15 protein-coding genes are annotated in these 14,909 nt (G+C 59.8%); 10 read left to right on the forward strand and 5 right to left on the reverse strand.

Going from position 1 to position 14,909, the window contains the following annotated elements:
- Window positions 1–7 precede the first annotated feature (7 nt).
- Window positions 8–1,666 carry a hypothetical protein gene (locus tag WYS_RS10125; RefSeq protein WP_147654299.1) on the reverse strand — a complete coding sequence of 553 codons (1,659 nt, stop codon included), beginning with the start codon at window positions 1,664–1,666 and terminating at the stop codon, window positions 8–10.
- Window positions 1,667–1,935: 269 nt separating this feature from the next.
- On the opposite strand from WYS_RS10125, the gene WYS_RS10130 reads away from it, so the two are divergent.
- The 3 genes from WYS_RS10130 to WYS_RS10140 all read left to right on the forward strand — a co-directional run bounded on the left by WYS_RS10130 (window position 1,936) and on the right by WYS_RS10140 (window position 4,100).
- On the forward strand, window positions 1,936–3,090 hold the full coding sequence (locus WYS_RS10130; protein ID WP_019178056.1) for a GTP-binding protein: 1,155 nt from the start codon (window positions 1,936–1,938) through the stop codon (window positions 3,088–3,090).
- A gap of 121 nt (window positions 3,091–3,211) precedes the next feature.
- Window positions 3,212–3,823 carry a hypothetical protein gene (locus tag WYS_RS10135; protein ID WP_019178057.1) on the forward strand — a complete coding sequence of 204 codons (612 nt, stop codon included), beginning with the start codon at window positions 3,212–3,214 and terminating at the stop codon, window positions 3,821–3,823.
- Between the two features lies 1 nt (window position 3,824).
- Window positions 3,825–4,100 (forward strand): winged helix-turn-helix domain-containing protein, encoded by a 276-nt coding sequence (locus WYS_RS10140; protein WP_019178058.1) that lies wholly within the window; start codon window positions 3,825–3,827, stop codon window positions 4,098–4,100.
- A gap of 68 nt (window positions 4,101–4,168) precedes the next feature.
- Here the strand turns inward: WYS_RS10140 and WYS_RS10145 are convergent, their stop codons facing one another.
- Both WYS_RS10145 and WYS_RS10150 read right to left on the reverse strand, forming a co-directional pair.
- A complete protein-coding gene (locus WYS_RS10145) occupies window positions 4,169–6,007 on the reverse strand; it encodes an ABC transporter ATP-binding protein (protein WP_049796331.1) in 1,839 nt (612 codons plus the stop codon).
- Entirely contained in the window at window positions 6,001–7,758 is a 1,758-nt protein-coding gene (locus tag WYS_RS10150) for an ABC transporter ATP-binding protein (RefSeq protein ID WP_049796335.1), read from the reverse strand. Before WYS_RS10150 ends, WYS_RS10145 begins: the two co-directional genes overlap by 7 nt.
- A 550-nt stretch (window positions 7,759–8,308) precedes the next feature.
- On the opposite strand from WYS_RS10150, the gene WYS_RS10160 reads away from it, so the two are divergent.
- The 3 genes from WYS_RS10160 to WYS_RS15045 all read left to right on the forward strand — a co-directional run bounded on the left by WYS_RS10160 (window position 8,309) and on the right by WYS_RS15045 (window position 9,197).
- Window positions 8,309–8,668, forward strand: coding sequence for a hypothetical protein (locus WYS_RS10160; protein ID WP_201798826.1), 360 nt, complete (start codon window positions 8,309–8,311; stop codon window positions 8,666–8,668).
- Between the two features lie 128 nt (window positions 8,669–8,796).
- Window positions 8,797–9,006, forward strand: a complete 210-nt coding sequence (locus WYS_RS10165; protein WP_019178063.1) for a CBS domain-containing protein — start codon at window positions 8,797–8,799, stop codon at window positions 9,004–9,006.
- Window positions 9,003–9,197, forward strand: coding sequence for a CBS domain-containing protein (locus tag WYS_RS15045; protein ID WP_019178064.1), 195 nt, complete (start codon window positions 9,003–9,005; stop codon window positions 9,195–9,197). The genes WYS_RS10165 and WYS_RS15045 overlap by 4 nt, the downstream gene beginning before the upstream one ends.
- 304 nt (window positions 9,198–9,501) lie before the next feature.
- Here WYS_RS15045 and WYS_RS10175 read toward each other — a convergent pair whose 3' ends face one another.
- Window positions 9,502–10,728 carry a trans-sulfuration enzyme family protein gene (locus WYS_RS10175; protein ID WP_019178065.1) on the reverse strand — a complete coding sequence of 409 codons (1,227 nt, stop codon included), beginning with the start codon at window positions 10,726–10,728 and terminating at the stop codon, window positions 9,502–9,504.
- A 114-nt stretch (window positions 10,729–10,842) separates the two neighbouring features.
- Here WYS_RS10175 and WYS_RS10180 point away from each other — a divergent pair, with 114 nt between their 5' ends.
- Window positions 10,843–11,682: a hypothetical protein gene (locus WYS_RS10180; RefSeq protein WP_147654301.1), complete on the forward strand. Its 840-nt coding sequence runs from the start codon at window positions 10,843–10,845 to the stop codon at window positions 11,680–11,682.
- A 15-nt stretch (window positions 11,683–11,697) separates the two neighbouring features.
- Here WYS_RS10180 and WYS_RS10185 read toward each other — a convergent pair whose 3' ends face one another.
- On the reverse strand, window positions 11,698–12,081 hold the full coding sequence (locus tag WYS_RS10185) for a CopG family ribbon-helix-helix protein (protein WP_019178067.1): 384 nt from the start codon (window positions 12,079–12,081) through the stop codon (window positions 11,698–11,700).
- Window positions 12,082–12,188: 107 nt separating this feature from the next.
- Between WYS_RS10185 and WYS_RS10190 the strand changes: the two genes are divergently transcribed.
- The 3 genes from WYS_RS10190 to WYS_RS15050 are packed head-to-tail and all read left to right on the forward strand — an operon-like array spanning window position 12,189 to window position 14,891.
- On the forward strand, window positions 12,189–13,163 hold the full coding sequence (locus WYS_RS10190) for a metal ABC transporter substrate-binding protein (RefSeq protein WP_019178068.1): 975 nt from the start codon (window positions 12,189–12,191) through the stop codon (window positions 13,161–13,163).
- 26 nt (window positions 13,164–13,189) lie between these two features.
- Entirely contained in the window at window positions 13,190–13,969 is a 780-nt protein-coding gene (locus tag WYS_RS10195; protein WP_019178069.1) for a metal ABC transporter ATP-binding protein, read from the forward strand.
- A complete protein-coding gene (locus WYS_RS15050) occupies window positions 13,962–14,891 on the forward strand; it encodes a metal ABC transporter permease (protein WP_019178070.1) in 930 nt (309 codons plus the stop codon). Before WYS_RS10195 ends, WYS_RS15050 begins: the two co-directional genes overlap by 8 nt.
- Window positions 14,892–14,909 lie beyond the last annotated feature (18 nt).

Below are 14,909 nucleotides of genomic sequence, written 5' to 3' on the forward strand. Positions count from 1 at the left end.
CTCGTGCTCAGGTGTAGCCCAATGCCGTAGCCCATAGCACTCCCAGGGTGATGTAGAACTTGGACAGGTTCGCATCCACTGCGGTCCCGGCAAGCCTCTCGGGCGTCACGAACAGGTCCACGAGCGCGGTGTCCGACGACCAATCATCTATGAAGCCGAAGTACCGCTCATACTGGGATTCGTAGTAGGGCCCGTTCACCCCGCCGATGTACTGGAGGTACTTGTCGAGGTCGATGTTGGGGATCTCCCCCGTTATCTTGTACCACATGGCCTGGACATACGGATCATTGAGCAGATTGGCAACGACCAGGCACCCCGCCTTGGAGTTAGAGTCGTTGTTGATGGTCCAACAATACTGCTCCATGACGCTGGTGTCCATGGAGTAGATGCCGACATCGAGGGACATGTCGGCGGCTCTGTTGACCTGCGATGCCACGACCGTGAACGAGAGAAGGACGGTGCCGTCGTTGATGCGGGTGTCGTCCGTGTTGTACCCGACCAACTTCTTGTAGATGTCGTTAGTGTACTCTGCGTACCATGATCTCCCATCCACCTTGTACGTGTAGTCATCGAGTTCGTCGAGGTAGATGAACATGTACCCAAGGACCGACCGAAGGGCCTCCGCACCATCCCCCACCGCCTCGGTCTGCTTGTCGATCCATTTTGCGTATGCGGCCTTGACCGCAGATGGGTCGGAAGTATCGACCCCATCGGTGTACTGGCTGTAGTAGTACGCGGCGGGGTCGGTGCATGCGGTCCACGAGGTCTTTTCCCCGTCCCAGGCCAGCTCATAAGCGGCCCCATACATGAACGAATACCCGATATAGTAGCTGTTGTGCCCGCCCCTGGTGTCACAGTATGTGAACTGGCCGGGATATATCTTGATCCAGCTGTAAAGTTCGGTATAGTCATGGGGCAGGCCGTAGACCACCGAAATGGCCGCGTCGCTGTTGAGGAGGGCCATGACGTCATCGATGGCATATGCCGCGCCGTCCGCGATGCCGGCCCACTCCAGGTTCGCCGGGCCGGAACCTTCCGTAAGGGTGATCGTTTTGACCGTGGTCCCTTTCTGCAGCTTCATCTCGTTATAATCCAGGGCCGGGTCCTCGCAGCCCCTGTTGTACATGAGCATGAGCTGCCCGCCGCTGAACTCGATCTCGTTCCCGACATATCCGGTCGAGTTGCCGCTGATCGAGTAGCTGACCTGGCTGTCCGTTCCCTCGGAGAGGAAGATCGCGTTCGGTATCGCTCTCTTCCAGTCCTCGTTCCACCACAGGCCGGTAAAGGCATCGTACCCGCTGACCCCCATCCAGTACATGTCGTACTTGGGTGCTCCGCCGGACTGAGCGTCGTTCATCGCGCCGATGAAGCCCAGATCGTCGCCGTAGGTCACTGTAACACCGTACTTGGCGGCCAGGGGGATGAGGATCTCATCGAAGAACCGGTCGTTGTACGTATCCCTGTAGAACGCCAGGTTCACCGTCTGGCCCTGCGCCTCCTTGAATATGTCCCCCCATGTCATCGTGTCGAGGTCGTTTTCAACGGACGGGCCGCTGTATACTGCAGATGAACCTTTCGGCCACGCCAGGAACGTGACGGCTGCGACCAGCAGCAAGAACACCACCACAAGCGCGGCTATCTTCTTGTTATTCAGCACTAATTCCACAAGATCATCCTCACATATTCCATTCGGACTGACTCCCTGTATAAAGTGCAATATTTAATATTTTACATGGGATTGTAATATTTGGTTTATAACTCAAAACCAGCATTCTCACATCATGCAATGTCATGATCTCTCGTCCGTACAGCGCTGGATCCACCCTGCATCATGGAAAGATGTGGCCCGAGCTCGACCGGTCCCGCAAAAGAGCGCTAGGCTCAGCGAGTGATTATGTCAGGTATCCTTAAATCGGACCAAGCGGGTGCATCACCATGCAGCGCGGGACGGAGGCAGGTAACGAGAAGCGATCCAAGTTGGTAGTTCTAGGCGGATATCTGGGCGCGGGCAAGACCACCCTGGCGGTGGCATTGGCAAGGAAGCTGAGCGCCGAGAACGGCCTGTCCGTATCGATAATAACCAATGATCAGGGCGAGGTCTTGGTGGACACAGAGTTCGTGAGGAACGCCGGCTTCGATGTCAGAGGCGTGAGCGGGGGATGCTTCTGCACCAAGCTCCCCACGTTCATAGCGCATGCCAAGGATCTTGTGGAGACTGGCAGGCCCGACGTGATAATCGCTGAGCCCATCGGCACGTCCACGAACATCCTCGCGAACGTCATCATGCAGATAAGGGACGCATATCCCGACCAGTTCGAGGTTGCCCCTTTCTTCGTTGTCGTTGATGGTACCAGGCTTGCCGATCCGCCCCGCGGAAAACCGATCTACGACCTGGACGACAGCGCCCGTGTTCCCACGAACCAGGTGGAGGAAGCGGAGATCATCCTGGTATCGAAAACGGACCGGTTGGAGAATGCCGATGAGCTCGCGAGGATCGAGCGGATCCTTCGTTCGAAGAACCCCGGCGCCGACATCATCGCGTTCTCATCGCACAGCGGACAGAACCTCGACAAGATCGCCAAGATGGTCCTTTCCGACCTCACCAGCAGCAAAGAGCGCAAGCCGCAGGACGGCCGCCTGTTCGCCGCGGAGAAGGCGTCCCTCGGCTGGTACAATTCCCATGCGGACTTTGTCAGCGGCGGCAGGCTGGACTCATACTCCGTCATCTCATCGGTCATGAAGGCGGTCGCAGAACGGTTCGGCGACGAGAGGACCGCCCACGTAAAGGTCCTGATGGAATCGAAGACCGTGGGCGTGAAGATGAGCATGGTGGCTGGCTCCGTGCAGACCGACGGAGTGCGCGGGGGGCGCTATATCGAAGGAGAGGGGCGGCTCATTCTGAACGCGAGGGTCAGGGGTTCACCGGATGAGCTGAAGAGCAATATCTCAGAGGCGGTGGTGTCCTCCTTGGAAGGAGCGGGCGCGCAGATCACACAGTTCTCTGAGGTGGCGTTCACCCCCAAGCCGGAATTCGCATCACCTGGGCCCAATGTGGATCGGAACGCGCAAGGCTGCTCCACCGCCCGATAAGCCCATCGCCTGAAAAGATGATACGATCTCAGCTACTTTGGATATGTAACTAAGTTTCTCGGGGATAGATACCCTCGGAACATCATCTTTCAGAACCATGGAGCCTGAAACGGGTTTGGAAATGAAGTTCAAGCGGGAGCTGGAGACCTTCTTCCGCCTCACCATCGTGAACGTCGGCATCGCCGGGATCACCTTCGGGCTGGGAATTGGCCTCGCGCTCAACCTGATAGAGAGCATCTTCTCGGGAGACCTGCAGTTGCTCCCCATCCTCTACACCGCCCTGGGCGTGGGGATCTTCACTGCAGGGTTCTACTGGCTGATCAACACGGTCGAGGTCATGGATGGAGTCAGCGACCTCAAGGCCGCCTACGAGGGAACAAAGGAGGACCGCAGGGAAGAGACCATCACCGGCCTGATGATCGAGATGATGGCATACTACCGCTCCAACCGGACGATCATTTCCAGGATGTCCACGCTGACACCGGCGGCCGGGACATTGGCCGCCATCGGAGGGGGCATCGCCACGCTCGCCTCGGCGGCTTCGATCGTTTCCGACGGGGCCGCCTTAGAGAACATCGTTCCGCTGCTCGGCGGCATCGCCCTCTTGGGTGTGGGGGCGGCGAGCGTCTTTGTCGCCCGCTATTTCACCAGATATTCCCGGTCCTGGGACGCCAGGCTGAAGGAGGCCGAGGAGATCGAGGATGCTCTCCAGAAGAAACTGGAGGCCGACTGAGATGAGGGGGCGCCGCACCCCCTACGAGATATACTGGGAGGTCCTGGTATTCTGCCGCGAGCCCAGGACCTTCACCAACATCATCAACCGCTGCGACCTGAACTCGAAGATCGGGCAGCAGCACCTTTCTTTCCTGACCTCGAAGGGATACCTCGATGCCGAGGAGCGGGACGGCAGGACGGCTTACCGGACCACCGAGAAGGCCCAGGAGTACATCGCACTGTTCTCGAGGATGTACGGGGCGCTGTTCGACGACGTCCCTGGGTTCAAGCTTTGACCGGTCCACGAGGATCTCTTCCGGGCCCCGCTCGGCCACCGGGGCTTACGGGGCCCGGGTCCCCGCCGTCAGGGATCGCACTTCGCCGCGTCCTGCTTTGCCCGCGATAGGGCTGGCTCGGCTCTTCCGCCATTAGCAGAGGGAGGCATTCCGTTCCCTCCGGCCGGCGGGCCCGTCGAGATCTTCCATCCGCGGGCCTTCTGGCGCTTCTCCCACAGATTGCCATACTGGCCTCCCTGCTTTACCAGCTCGGCGTGGGTGCCCCTTTGGACGATCCTGCCCTCGTCGATGACCAGTATCTGGTCGGCGCTCCGGATTGTGGACAGCCGGTGAGCGATGACCACCAGCGTCTTGTCCTTCACCAGCTCGTTGATGGCCTGCTGGATGTGCTTCTCGTTGTCCGGATCGACGCTGGCCGTCGCCTCGTCCAGCAGGACTATCGGCGCGTCCTTGAGGATCGCGCGGGCGATGGAGATGCGCTGCCTTTCGCCCCCTGACAGGGTGCCCCCGCCTTCCCCCACCATCGTGTCGTACCCCTTCTCCAAAGCCATGATGAAGTCGTGGCACCGCGCCTTCTTCGCCGCGGCCACTACCTCCTCGAAGGTGGCGTCGGACCGGCCGAACTTGATGTTGTTGAGGATGGTATCGTTGAACAGGTACACGTTCTGGAACACCATGCTGATGTTCTTGAGCAGGCTGTCGCAGGTCATCCTCTTAACGTTGACGCCCCCCACCAGCACCTCGCCCTGCTGGACGTCCCAGAACCTCACGATGAGGTTCGCGATGGTGGTCTTGCCGGAGCCGGACGCCCCCACCAGGGCGGTCATGCTCCTCTCCGGGACCTTGAAACTGACGTCCCTCAGGGTCTCGTTGTTCTCATAGGAGAAGGAAACATCCTTGAACTCGATGTCGAACCGGTCCAACTTTATGTCCTTCCCGTCCCCGTCGATGATCCTGACCTTCTTGAGCGCCTCGTACCGGTCCAGCCCCGCCTCCATCACCCTCATCTGGGCGCTCAGGGACGCCAGGGCCTGGGCCGGCATGTAGATGTAGAATATGGAGATCACCAGAACGAGCAGCGTGGACAGGTTCAGGCTCCCGTTGAAGCAGAGAACAGATGTCGCCAGGACGGTCAGGCCCACCCCGACCGCGAAGCATACCTGGTACATGGTGCTCAGCGGGGTGTACTTTTCCTCGAAGTCGATGGCGTGGTCGCGCGTTTCCTTGATAGTGCGCTTGATGGCCTGGGCCCTCTCGCCCGACATGTTCAGGGACTTTATGACGGAGATCCCCTGAACGTACTCGAGCACCGCCGAAGTGAGCCGGGCCTGCTGCCTCTGCCTTATCGCGGACTGTTCCTGGTTGGTCCTTTGGATCTTGCCCAGCACGAACATGGCCGCCGCGAACACTGCTATGGATACGAGCGCAACACGCCAATCGATGATCAGCAGGATGAAACATCCCAGGATTATGCCGATGTACCCGTTGACCACCTTGTCCATGGCCCCCATGCCGTATTCCTCCACGAACAGCAGGTCGATGGAGATGGCGGAGGTGATGTTGCCGATGTTGCCCTCGGTGAAATAGCTCATGGGGAAGCGCTTCAGGCGGTCCCCGATGCTTATCCTCTCTCGGGCGCATACCTCGTACCCCGCTCCGCTCTGCCGGACCACGAAGGCTCGCCTCAGGATGCACCTTGCGATGACGGCGCCCACCATGATCTCGGCGATCAGCCATGCGTCCGAAGCCACCAGGGAGCCGTCCAGGATCTTGGTGAACGCCAGGATGAAGGCGAATACGGGAACGTACGTGAGCATGCTCTCGAAGAAGCTGAGGACGAAAGCGATCTTTATCCTGCGCCCGTGCTCACCGGACAACTTTAGCATTCTTCTTATGAAGCCTAACATGTCGATCCGCTCCTCTCCTTGACGGCGATGTCCCAGTCCATGGATTCGGCGTGAGCCTGCCACATCGTCCGGTACGTCGGCGAGATGGCAAGGAGTTCGGCATGGGTCCCCTGGGCGGATATCCTGCCGCCGTCCAGCAGGATGATGTTGTCCGCCTCGGCGACCGTGGACAGGCGGTGGGCGATCACTATCAGCGTTCTCCCCCGGATCAGGCCGTTCAACGCCTCCTGTATCTTGTCCTCGTTCTCCGGGTCGGTGAACGAGGTTGCCTCGTCCAGTACGACGATCGGCGAGTTCTTGAGCATGGCCCGGGCGATGGCGATGCGCTGGCGCTGCCCCCCGGACAGCTTGTCCCCGGCGTCCCCGACCACGGTATCGTATCCGTGCTCCGTTCCCATGATGAAGTCGTGGCACTGCGCGATCTTGGCCATCTTCAGCACCTCCTCGTCAGTGGCGTCCGGCCTGCCCATGCGGATGTTTTCCCTGATAGTGGTATTGAACAGGAAGATGTCCTGGGACACGTAGCTGATCGAGTTCATCAGCGTCTCGAAGGTAAGGTCCCGTATGTTGATGCTGCCGATCCTGATCTCGCCGCTCTTGACGTCCCAGAACCGGACGAGAAGCTTGGCCAGGGTGGACTTGCCCGCTCCGGACTCGCCCACCAGGGCGGTGACCGTGTTCGCCTTCGCCACGAACGAGACGTCCTTTACCACCTCCTTGTCCTCGTAAGCGAAGGTCACCCTGTCGAAGGTGACGGTGTGGTCCTCCGGCACGCTGGCGATCCTGCCGCTCTCGATCTCCGGCTCACTGAAGAATTGCTCGATCTTCTGGGCCTTCTGCTGGAGAATGGGGAAGGTGGGGAAGAACTCCACCAGCCGGGTCAGCGGCGCTCCCACGCTCATGGCGAGCAGTATGCACAGCACCAGGGTGCCGAGGGCGAGGGTCCCTTCCGAATAGAACAGCATGCCCGCGGGCAGCAGCAACAGAAGGGTCGAGGGCAGGATGATGCTGTACACTACCATGTAGTTCCACGATACCCTGTACCAATCCAGGGTGTTCTTCCTGTAGTTCTCGACCGAGGCGGTGTACTTCTTGAAGGAGGTAGTGGTCTGGTTGAACACCTTGATGACCTCCATGCCGGAGATGTACTCGACGATGTTCTCGTTCATCTCCTTGGAGGCCTGGTAGTAAGGCCCCATCCTTTTCATGCCGTCCTTGAACATGAGGACGACGGGGACCAGGCCGATGAGCCACACCGCGATGGCCGCGAGGGCCAGGCGCCAGTCCAGGATGAACAGGACCGCGGTGACGATAACTATGGTGATAATGTTGGATATGCCCTCTGGCATAGCATGCGCCAGGAGGAGCTCCATGTCCTCTATGTTCTCAACGAAGTTCTTCTTCAGCCCGCCGCTGCCGTGCTTGTTCACCGTCCCCATGGACACTTTCATCATCTTGTCGGCCACCCTCTCCCGCATGCCCATGAGCGTGTCATAGGCCAGGTGGTGGGACGCGGCAAGACCCCTGTGATGCAGGTACGTTTTCAGGACCAGGGTGGCAAGGACCGCTCCGGCGATTATGCCGAGGTATGCCAGGTCGAGCGCCCCCTCCCCGGTGAAGCGCACGATGATGTCCTGGATCAGGAAATACGGGACAATGCCCAGGACCACCGCCGCGGTGAGCAGAATGATCGAGATCCACATTTGCTTCTTGGAGTCGCGGGCGTAGGCATAGATGTTCATCAGACCCATGTTCCCGCCCTCCGTGTCGCCAGACATCCTGGGCGTCTGGGGCGGCATTCCGGTTCAGTGCCGAGAACGACCTCTGCGATATGCCGACCGTTCATCCCTTCCGATGGTGCGCTTGGTTTCATGACCTACCCTCTTGAAATGGCAATGGCCGCCGGTGCGGCTGGGGCCGTACGCAGGATGGTGCGTTCATCGGCCCGACGATCGGGGCGACCTTCTCAAGGGTCGCAGCACATGGTCCGTTGCTGCCCAAGCCATCACGATCGCGGATCATATCATGGGTCCCCGAAGCCGCCTTCTCCTGCCAGACATAAGATTTCATGGTCGACAGGATGCTTGTCACGATCCGGCCGATCACGATCATGCAAGGTTCCTAACAGCGATGACTTCCGTCGTATTTAAGATTTAGGATATCCTAAATCTCTGATCAAAAGTACCGGCATCGTCGCTCCCATCAATGTTTTAACGCAGTCATTCTATTATTTTGCGTAAGAAAAAAATGATAGCTATTAAATATCCCACATTTTGTTACGAAAACCCAAGGAGATTTGCTATGGCAATCGAATTGGTAGAAATAATGAATGTGATCGGTGGACTGGTGCTGTGCGTCGGGATCGTCGGAGCTTTGCCCGGCATCGGAAAATACCTGGAGAAGGCCGGCAAGTGGCTCGGAGGGTTCCAGATCATCATCGGCATCATAACACTGATCGTTGGCATTCTAGATCTCTTTTCCCTGCAGGGTATAGTGGCTACGCTGGTAGGCATCATCTTGCTGACCGGCGTCTTCTACATGATACCTGTGCTCGGCAAGTACCTGGAGAGGTTCGGAAAGTGGCTCGGAGGGTTCCAGACCATTATCGGAGTGATAGCGCTGATCATCGGCATCCTGGGAATGCTCGATGTAGTGGTCTGAGCACGAACGCCAAACCTTGAAAAGGACGAACAGGGCGACCCGTTCGTCCTTTTTTACTTCACTTCGCCTTCGACATACAGCGTAGACGTCTTTTTTATCGGGCCGCCTCGACTTCATTACTGAGAACCATGGTCGAGACGGTAAAGGATTACATGATCCCCAAGGAAGAGGTGGTAACCCCCGACGACTCGGTGACCGCCGCCATTGATCTCATGGTCGAGAGGGACAGTGGCAGCGTCATAGTGGTGGACAGAGAGGAGAAGAGGAGAGGCCGGTGGGCATCTTCACCGAGCGGGACCTGCTCCGCCACGCTCGGATACATCAAGCCAAGTTCATGAGCCTCAAGATATCCGAGGTCATGTCCTCACCGGTACACACCGTCACCAGGGACACGCCCCTGAGCTCCGCGATCAGGATCATGAAGGAGAAGGGCATCAGCAGGGTCCCCGTGGTGGACGAGGAGGGGCGCCTGACAGGCCTGTTGTTCTGGCGGGACATTCTCTATGGCATGGCATTCTCCAGGCTGTGAACGGGGGCCGTTCCCTAAACCATATTAAGCCAGAAAAAAAGGAGGGCGCAGGGAGGCACGCCGCTGCCTGCTCCCTGCCGCTCCCCATGGTTGATGCCATCATTTACCGATGAAACGACGGGGGGCTACTCCCGTCATCTAAGATGTAATTTGAGTAAGTATGTAAATATTTTACTATTAACTCTAATATTTGATGATAATGAGCCGCATTGATCGGAGTGGCGGGTTTCCGGACCAGGCCCGTCGCCCCCCGATAATCAGGGAAGGGGGCACGGCCATGGGGATGCAGACGACTCGTCCGGCATCATGGACCGCCGGGGCATTTCTCCAGTGCTAGCTCCAGGTCCCTTATGATGTCCTCGGGATCTTCCAGGCCCACCGAGAAGCGGAAAACGCCCTTCCCCGCGTACTGGTCCCAGGACTCCCGCTGCTCTGGAGTGTCGAGCCTGAAGGATGTCTCCAGCATGTCGTCCGTGGGCAGGTAGAACAGCAGGGAACGCTGGTGTCCCAGCGAAACGGCGTAGTGGATTATCTGCAGTTCCCTGGCGAAGACCTCCGCCGCGGCGGGGCCGTCCTCCATCTGGAACGTGATCATGCCGGAGAAGTTCTTCATCTGCCTCTTCGCCAGCTCATGCTGGGGGTGGCTCTCCAGCCCGGGGTAGATGACCTTCTTTACCTTGGAGTGGCCCTCCAGGAAGCGGGCGACCTGGAGCGCGTTCTCCTGGTGCGCCCTCATCCGCAGGGGGAACGTGGCAAGGCCCCGCATGATGAGCCAGGCGTTGAACGGGCTGAGAGCTGCGCCGAAGCGGATGCCGACGGTCCTGCGGAGCTGCGCCAGCTCTTCCTTGGGGCCGAGGACCGCCCCTCCCAGGGCGTCGCCGTGGCCGCTCAGGTACTTGGTCAGGGAATGGACCACGAAGTCGGCGCCGAGGTCGAGGGGGCGCGTGGCGATGGGGGTGGCGAAGGTAGAATCGACCGCCAGTTTCGCTCCCGCCTTATGCGCGATGTCGGCGACCGCGGCGATATCGGTGATGCGGAGGAGAGGATTGCAGGGAGTCTCGATGTAGATCAGCTTGGTGTTCTTCTTGACCGCACCTTTCACCGCGTCCAGGTCGGAGGTGTCGACCTTGGTGACCTCTATCCCCAGCCCGGGGACCGTATCGTTGGTCATCTCCGACAGCGCGGCATAGGCCACGTCGCTCACCACGACGTGGTCCCCCGCCCGGAGGACGTGGAACAGCAGCGCGGAGATCGCCGCCATCCCGCTGCTGAGGGCCACCGAGGCCTCGGCGTTCTCCAGCGCGGCGAGCTTTACCTCGAGCTGATGGACGGTAGGATTGCCCCACCGGGTGTACACCCAGCCCGCGTCCTCCTCCATGCCCCGCGCTGAGAAGCCGGTGCTCGCTTCGGTGACGAATGTAGTGGACATGACGATGTTCGGCGCGGATGCTTTGGTCACGGGGTCCGGTTCCTCCCCGGCGTGGATGGAGGTCGTGCTTATCCCTGTCGGGAACGTGATCTTGCGAGACACGAGGTGAAAGATTATGCCGCGGTAGATAACTGGTAGGTCGTCCGGTAGGTCGGAACGGAATAATCCGAGGGTAGGCGGTGACGCCGCCCCCATGCCAATCTAGAAGAACGGCATATGATGGTACCGTGCCGGGGGATGCCGACGGGCAAGAAGGAAAGCTACGCGAAAGAGGTGAGGGACCTGCTGTCCGGATATCTCCGGACCGCCGACGATGGAAAGACCCGCGAGTACCTGGCCAGGAACAGCAGCCTCCCCGGCCCGCGGGGGAACCTGGAACTGGCCCATGCGTTCGCCGACGAGGTGGGGACGCTCTCCGGGACGGAGCCGGGGAAGATGTGGGAGCTCGCTTCCAGCTTGTCCTCCCTGTCCCCGGACGAGGCGCCGGTGAACGACCCCAAAGAGCTGATACCGTTCTGCGGGGCCGTGGCCATCGGAGCGATAGGCTCGATGCAGGAAGGATATGAACAGAAGGCGCTCGCCCGCCTGAGGGAGAAGGCGGAGGACCCCCGCTGGAGGACCCGGGAGGGCGTGGCCATGGGCCTTCAGAGGATCATCGGGAAGCGGGGGTCGAGGATAGTGAAGGAGCTTGACAGCTGGATCGCCGAGGACCGCTGGCTGGTCATGAGGGCGGCGGCCGCAGGAGTGGCCGAGCCCGCTTTGCTGAAGGACCCGAACACTGCCGCGGAGGCTTTGGAGATCCACAGGAAGATCGTCGCCCGCATGCTCGCTTCCGATCATCGGAGATCAGAAGGGTTCAGGACCCTGAGGCAGGCGCTCGGGTACTCCCTCAGCGTAGCGGTGTGCGCATGCCCTGAAGAAGGGTTCGGCTACCTGCGCGAGCTGGTGGGAGCGGACGACCCCGATGTGCGGTGGATCGTCAAAGAGAACCTGAAAAAGAACCGGCTCCTCAGGGGCTTCCCCGGCGAGACAGGAGCGCTGAAGGCCCTGATATGATCTGGCCGTCCGTCCTCAGGACTGCACGAACTTGATGTATTCGAGGCCCTCGTTCTTCTGGAAGGCCGACATCATGTCCCTCACGGCGCCGGCGTCCCCGCTGACCAGGAACACGTCCAGGCACTTGCCGTTCTTCAGGTGGGAGTGCACCTGAGTAAGTATGGTGCTCCTGTACTGGTGGCTGGCCTCGTCCATCTCGTGCCCCGCGCCGGACTTGTGCACGGCGATGACGATCCCCTCGATGGCGCCTTCCAGCTTCTCCCGTTCCCTTATCTCCGCTTCGGCTGACCTCAGGCAGACCCTGATAGCCTCGCTCCTGCCGGCAAGCCCCAGCATCTTCTGGAGCTTGTCAAGGTCCTCAAGGTTCTTGTCGGTCAGAGAGACGCTGACGATCGACATATTTCGCATGGGTAGGTGAATGTTATTAGCATATTTATGTATGCTCACGCCGTTGTTAATAGTTAGGACTATATCCATTATTATCATCTAATGGCCATAGTGAGAGAATGTCCTTAAACAGGAAGTCACGCACCATAATCGCACTGGCCGTCGTCGGTGCCCTGGTACTATCCGGCGGATTCGCTTTTGCCTACTATAGCACAGGACAGAGCTCGGACAAGATGCAGGTGGTGGCGACGTTCTATCCTCTGTACTACTTTTCCTCCGAGATCGGGAAGGACAAGGCTGACGTGAGCATGCTCATCCCCGACAACGCGGAGCCGCATTCATGGGAGCCGCGCCCCTCCGACGTGGTGAAGGTGGACAAAGCCGATATCCTCGTGTACAACGGCGCGGGCTTCGAGCCGTGGATGGATGAGTTCCTTGAGCTGACCACTAAAAAGGAGGTTGTCGTGGTGGACACCAGCAAGAACGTGTCCCTGATGGAGGGGCATGATCATGATCACGAGGAGGGAGAAGAGCATGATCATGAAGAGGAGGAGCACGACCACGGGCCCAACGATCCCCACTTCTGGCTCGACCCAAGGAGCGCCAAGGTGCAGGTAGATAATATCCTGGCCGCCTTCGTGGAGGCGGACCCCGACAACGCCGACTTCTACGAGGCCAACGCCGAGGACCTCAAGTCCCGGCTGGACGCCTTGGACCAGGAGTTCGCGGACGGCCTGGCCGATCGGACCAAGGACGATATCGTGACCACTCACGAGGGGTTCAATTACCTCGCCGCCAGGTACGGGTTCAACGTGCACAGTGTCATGGGCATATACGCCGATACGGGCGACATTACTCCTGAGGCCATGGCCGAGCTTGAAGACCTCATCAACGATCTCGGGATCGGCTACATCTTCGGGGAGCCGACCTACTCGGACACTACCATCGAGAGCCTGGCCCATGACACCGGCGCCGAGGTGCTCATCCTCGACGGCATACACGGGCGGTCCGGACCGCACGCGGACATGGACTACTTCGAGATAATGCGGGCGAACCTGCAGGCGCTGCGGACCGGCCTGGGAGTAAGCACTTAAATCCCCCTTTTCATGTGGTGAGCGGAATGGTCGAAAAGGTAGTAGAGATCAGGGACCTGGTCGTCAAGTACGGCAACAACACCGCCCTCGACGGGGTGTCGCTGGATGTCGAGAAGGGGGATGTGCTGGGCATCATCGGCCCCAACGGAGGAGGGAAGACGACCCTCCTCAACGCGATGCTCGGCAATGTCAAGATCGCCTCCGGCTCGGTGAAGCTGTTCGGTACCGAGCTGGGGAAGTTCAGGGACCACCACAAGATCGGGTACGTCTCGCAGCACGCCATCCAGTTCGATCCCCTGTTCCCCGCCACGGTGGAGGAGATCGTGCGCCTGGGGTGCATCACCCGCAACAGGCTGGGGCGCAGGCTTTCCTCCGATGACAAGAGGGCGGTCCGCGAGGCCATGGAGCTGGTCGGCATCGACAATGTGAGGGGGAAGAAGATCAGCGAGCTGTCCGGCGGGCAGAAGCAGCGCATCTTCATCGCCAAGGCGCTGGTCAGGGAGCCGGAGCTGATCATCCTCGATGAGGCGGCCAGCGGGCTGGACGTCGGCATCCAGGACCGCTTCGTCAAGCTGCTCCGGAAGCTGAGGGATGAAAGGGGAGTGACGGTCATCACCGTCTCCCATGACATCTCCAGCGTGATGTGCCAGGCCAATAAGCTGGCCATCGTCAACCGCAAGCTGGAGTTCACCGAGATCACCGAGGGAACGGACCCTCACCAGGCTATGAGGGACGCCTACGGCGAGCATTTCACCTTCGTGTTCCACCACGAGCGCGACGGCTGCGTAGGCCACAACCATGGGTGAGAACATGCTGGAGATCAACGACCTTATCAACATGTTCGAGTACGCCTTCTTCCAGCGCGCCTTCATCGGCGGGCTGTTCGCGGCCGCCCTGTGCTCCTTGTTGGGAGTGTTCATTGTGCTGAGGCGGGCGGCGCTCATCGGCGAGGGGGTCGCCCACCTCTCCTTCGGCGGCATCGCCCTGGGCCTGTTCATGTCGGTGTACCCTCTCGACACTGCCCTCCTGATGTCGCTGGTGGGCATCTTCGCCATCTCCTACATGCAGCGCAAGAAGATCGTGTACTCGGAGATGGCCATCGGCATCATGATCGCCTTCGGCCTCGGCCTGGGCTCAGTGCTGGCGAGCCTCAGCGGCGGCTTCAGCGTGGACCTGTTCTCTTACCTGTTCGGCTCCATCCTGACCATCTCCAACAGCGATCTCACGCTGATCGTCGGCCTGTCCCTCGCCGTGCTGGCGTTCGTGCTCCTGTTCTTCAAGGAGCTGATGCACATGACCTTTGACGAACAGGGCGCCAGGCTGTCCGGGATACCGGTGTTCTGGCTCGACCTGGCGTTCAACGTCGTGCTCGCTTTCACCGTGGTGGTGTCGATCAAGATCGTCGGCTCGCTCCTCGTATCCGCCCTGATCATCATCCCCGCCTCCTCGGCGATGCAGCTCTCGAGGTCGTTCCGGGGGACCGTTGCCATCAGCGTCGTTCTCGGCGCCATGGCGGTAGTGGCGGGCCTGGTGGCCTCATTCGTCTACGATGTCGCCACGGGCGGCGCCATCGTTCTGTGCAGCATCGGCATATTCCTGCTGTGCATATTGTTCAAGAAGATCCAGGGGAAGGAGGAGGGGGCGCCCGAGTACGAGAACGCGAAGCAGGGCGACCTCATCAGGATCGAGAGCGAGGCGCCCACGGCCGATGCCAAGGACCGACCGTGATCCCGGGGACCTCTTAAG

This window comes from Methanomassiliicoccus luminyensis B10 (genome assembly GCF_000308215.1).
Lineage (GTDB): Archaea > Thermoplasmatota > Thermoplasmata > Methanomassiliicoccales > Methanomassiliicoccaceae > Methanomassiliicoccus > Methanomassiliicoccus luminyensis.

Bases quoted from the DNA above. Each gene is read 5' to 3' on its own strand.
- WYS_RS10150 (WP_049796335.1), bottom strand. From the start codon at position 7,758: ATGGGTCTGATGAACATCTATGCCTACGCCCGCGACTCCAAGAAGCAA.
- WYS_RS10185 (WP_019178067.1), bottom strand. From the start codon at position 12,081: ATGTCGATCGTCAGCGTCTCTCTGACCGACAAGAACCTTGAGGACCTT.
- WYS_RS15045 (WP_019178064.1), top strand. From the start codon at position 9,003: ATGAGCCTCAAGATATCCGAGGTCATGTCCTCACCGGTACACACCGTC.
- WYS_RS10195 (WP_019178069.1), top strand. From the start codon at position 13,190: ATGGTCGAAAAGGTAGTAGAGATCAGGGACCTGGTCGTCAAGTACGGC.
- WYS_RS10145 (WP_049796331.1), bottom strand. From the start codon at position 6,007: ATGTTAGGCTTCATAAGAAGAATGCTAAAGTTGTCCGGTGAGCACGGG.
- WYS_RS10140 (WP_019178058.1), top strand. From the start codon at position 3,825: ATGAGGGGGCGCCGCACCCCCTACGAGATATACTGGGAGGTCCTGGTA.
- WYS_RS10160 (WP_201798826.1), top strand. From the start codon at position 8,309: ATGGCAATCGAATTGGTAGAAATAATGAATGTGATCGGTGGACTGGTG.
- WYS_RS15050 (WP_019178070.1), top strand. From the start codon at position 13,962: ATGGGTGAGAACATGCTGGAGATCAACGACCTTATCAACATGTTCGAG.
- WYS_RS10180 (WP_147654301.1), top strand. From the start codon at position 10,843: ATGATGGTACCGTGCCGGGGGATGCCGACGGGCAAGAAGGAAAGCTAC.
- WYS_RS10130 (WP_019178056.1), top strand. From the start codon at position 1,936: ATGCAGCGCGGGACGGAGGCAGGTAACGAGAAGCGATCCAAGTTGGTA.
- WYS_RS10190 (WP_019178068.1), top strand. From the start codon at position 12,189: ATGTCCTTAAACAGGAAGTCACGCACCATAATCGCACTGGCCGTCGTC.
- WYS_RS10135 (WP_019178057.1), top strand. From the start codon at position 3,212: ATGAAGTTCAAGCGGGAGCTGGAGACCTTCTTCCGCCTCACCATCGTG.
- WYS_RS10165 (WP_019178063.1), top strand. From the start codon at position 8,797: ATGGTCGAGACGGTAAAGGATTACATGATCCCCAAGGAAGAGGTGGTA.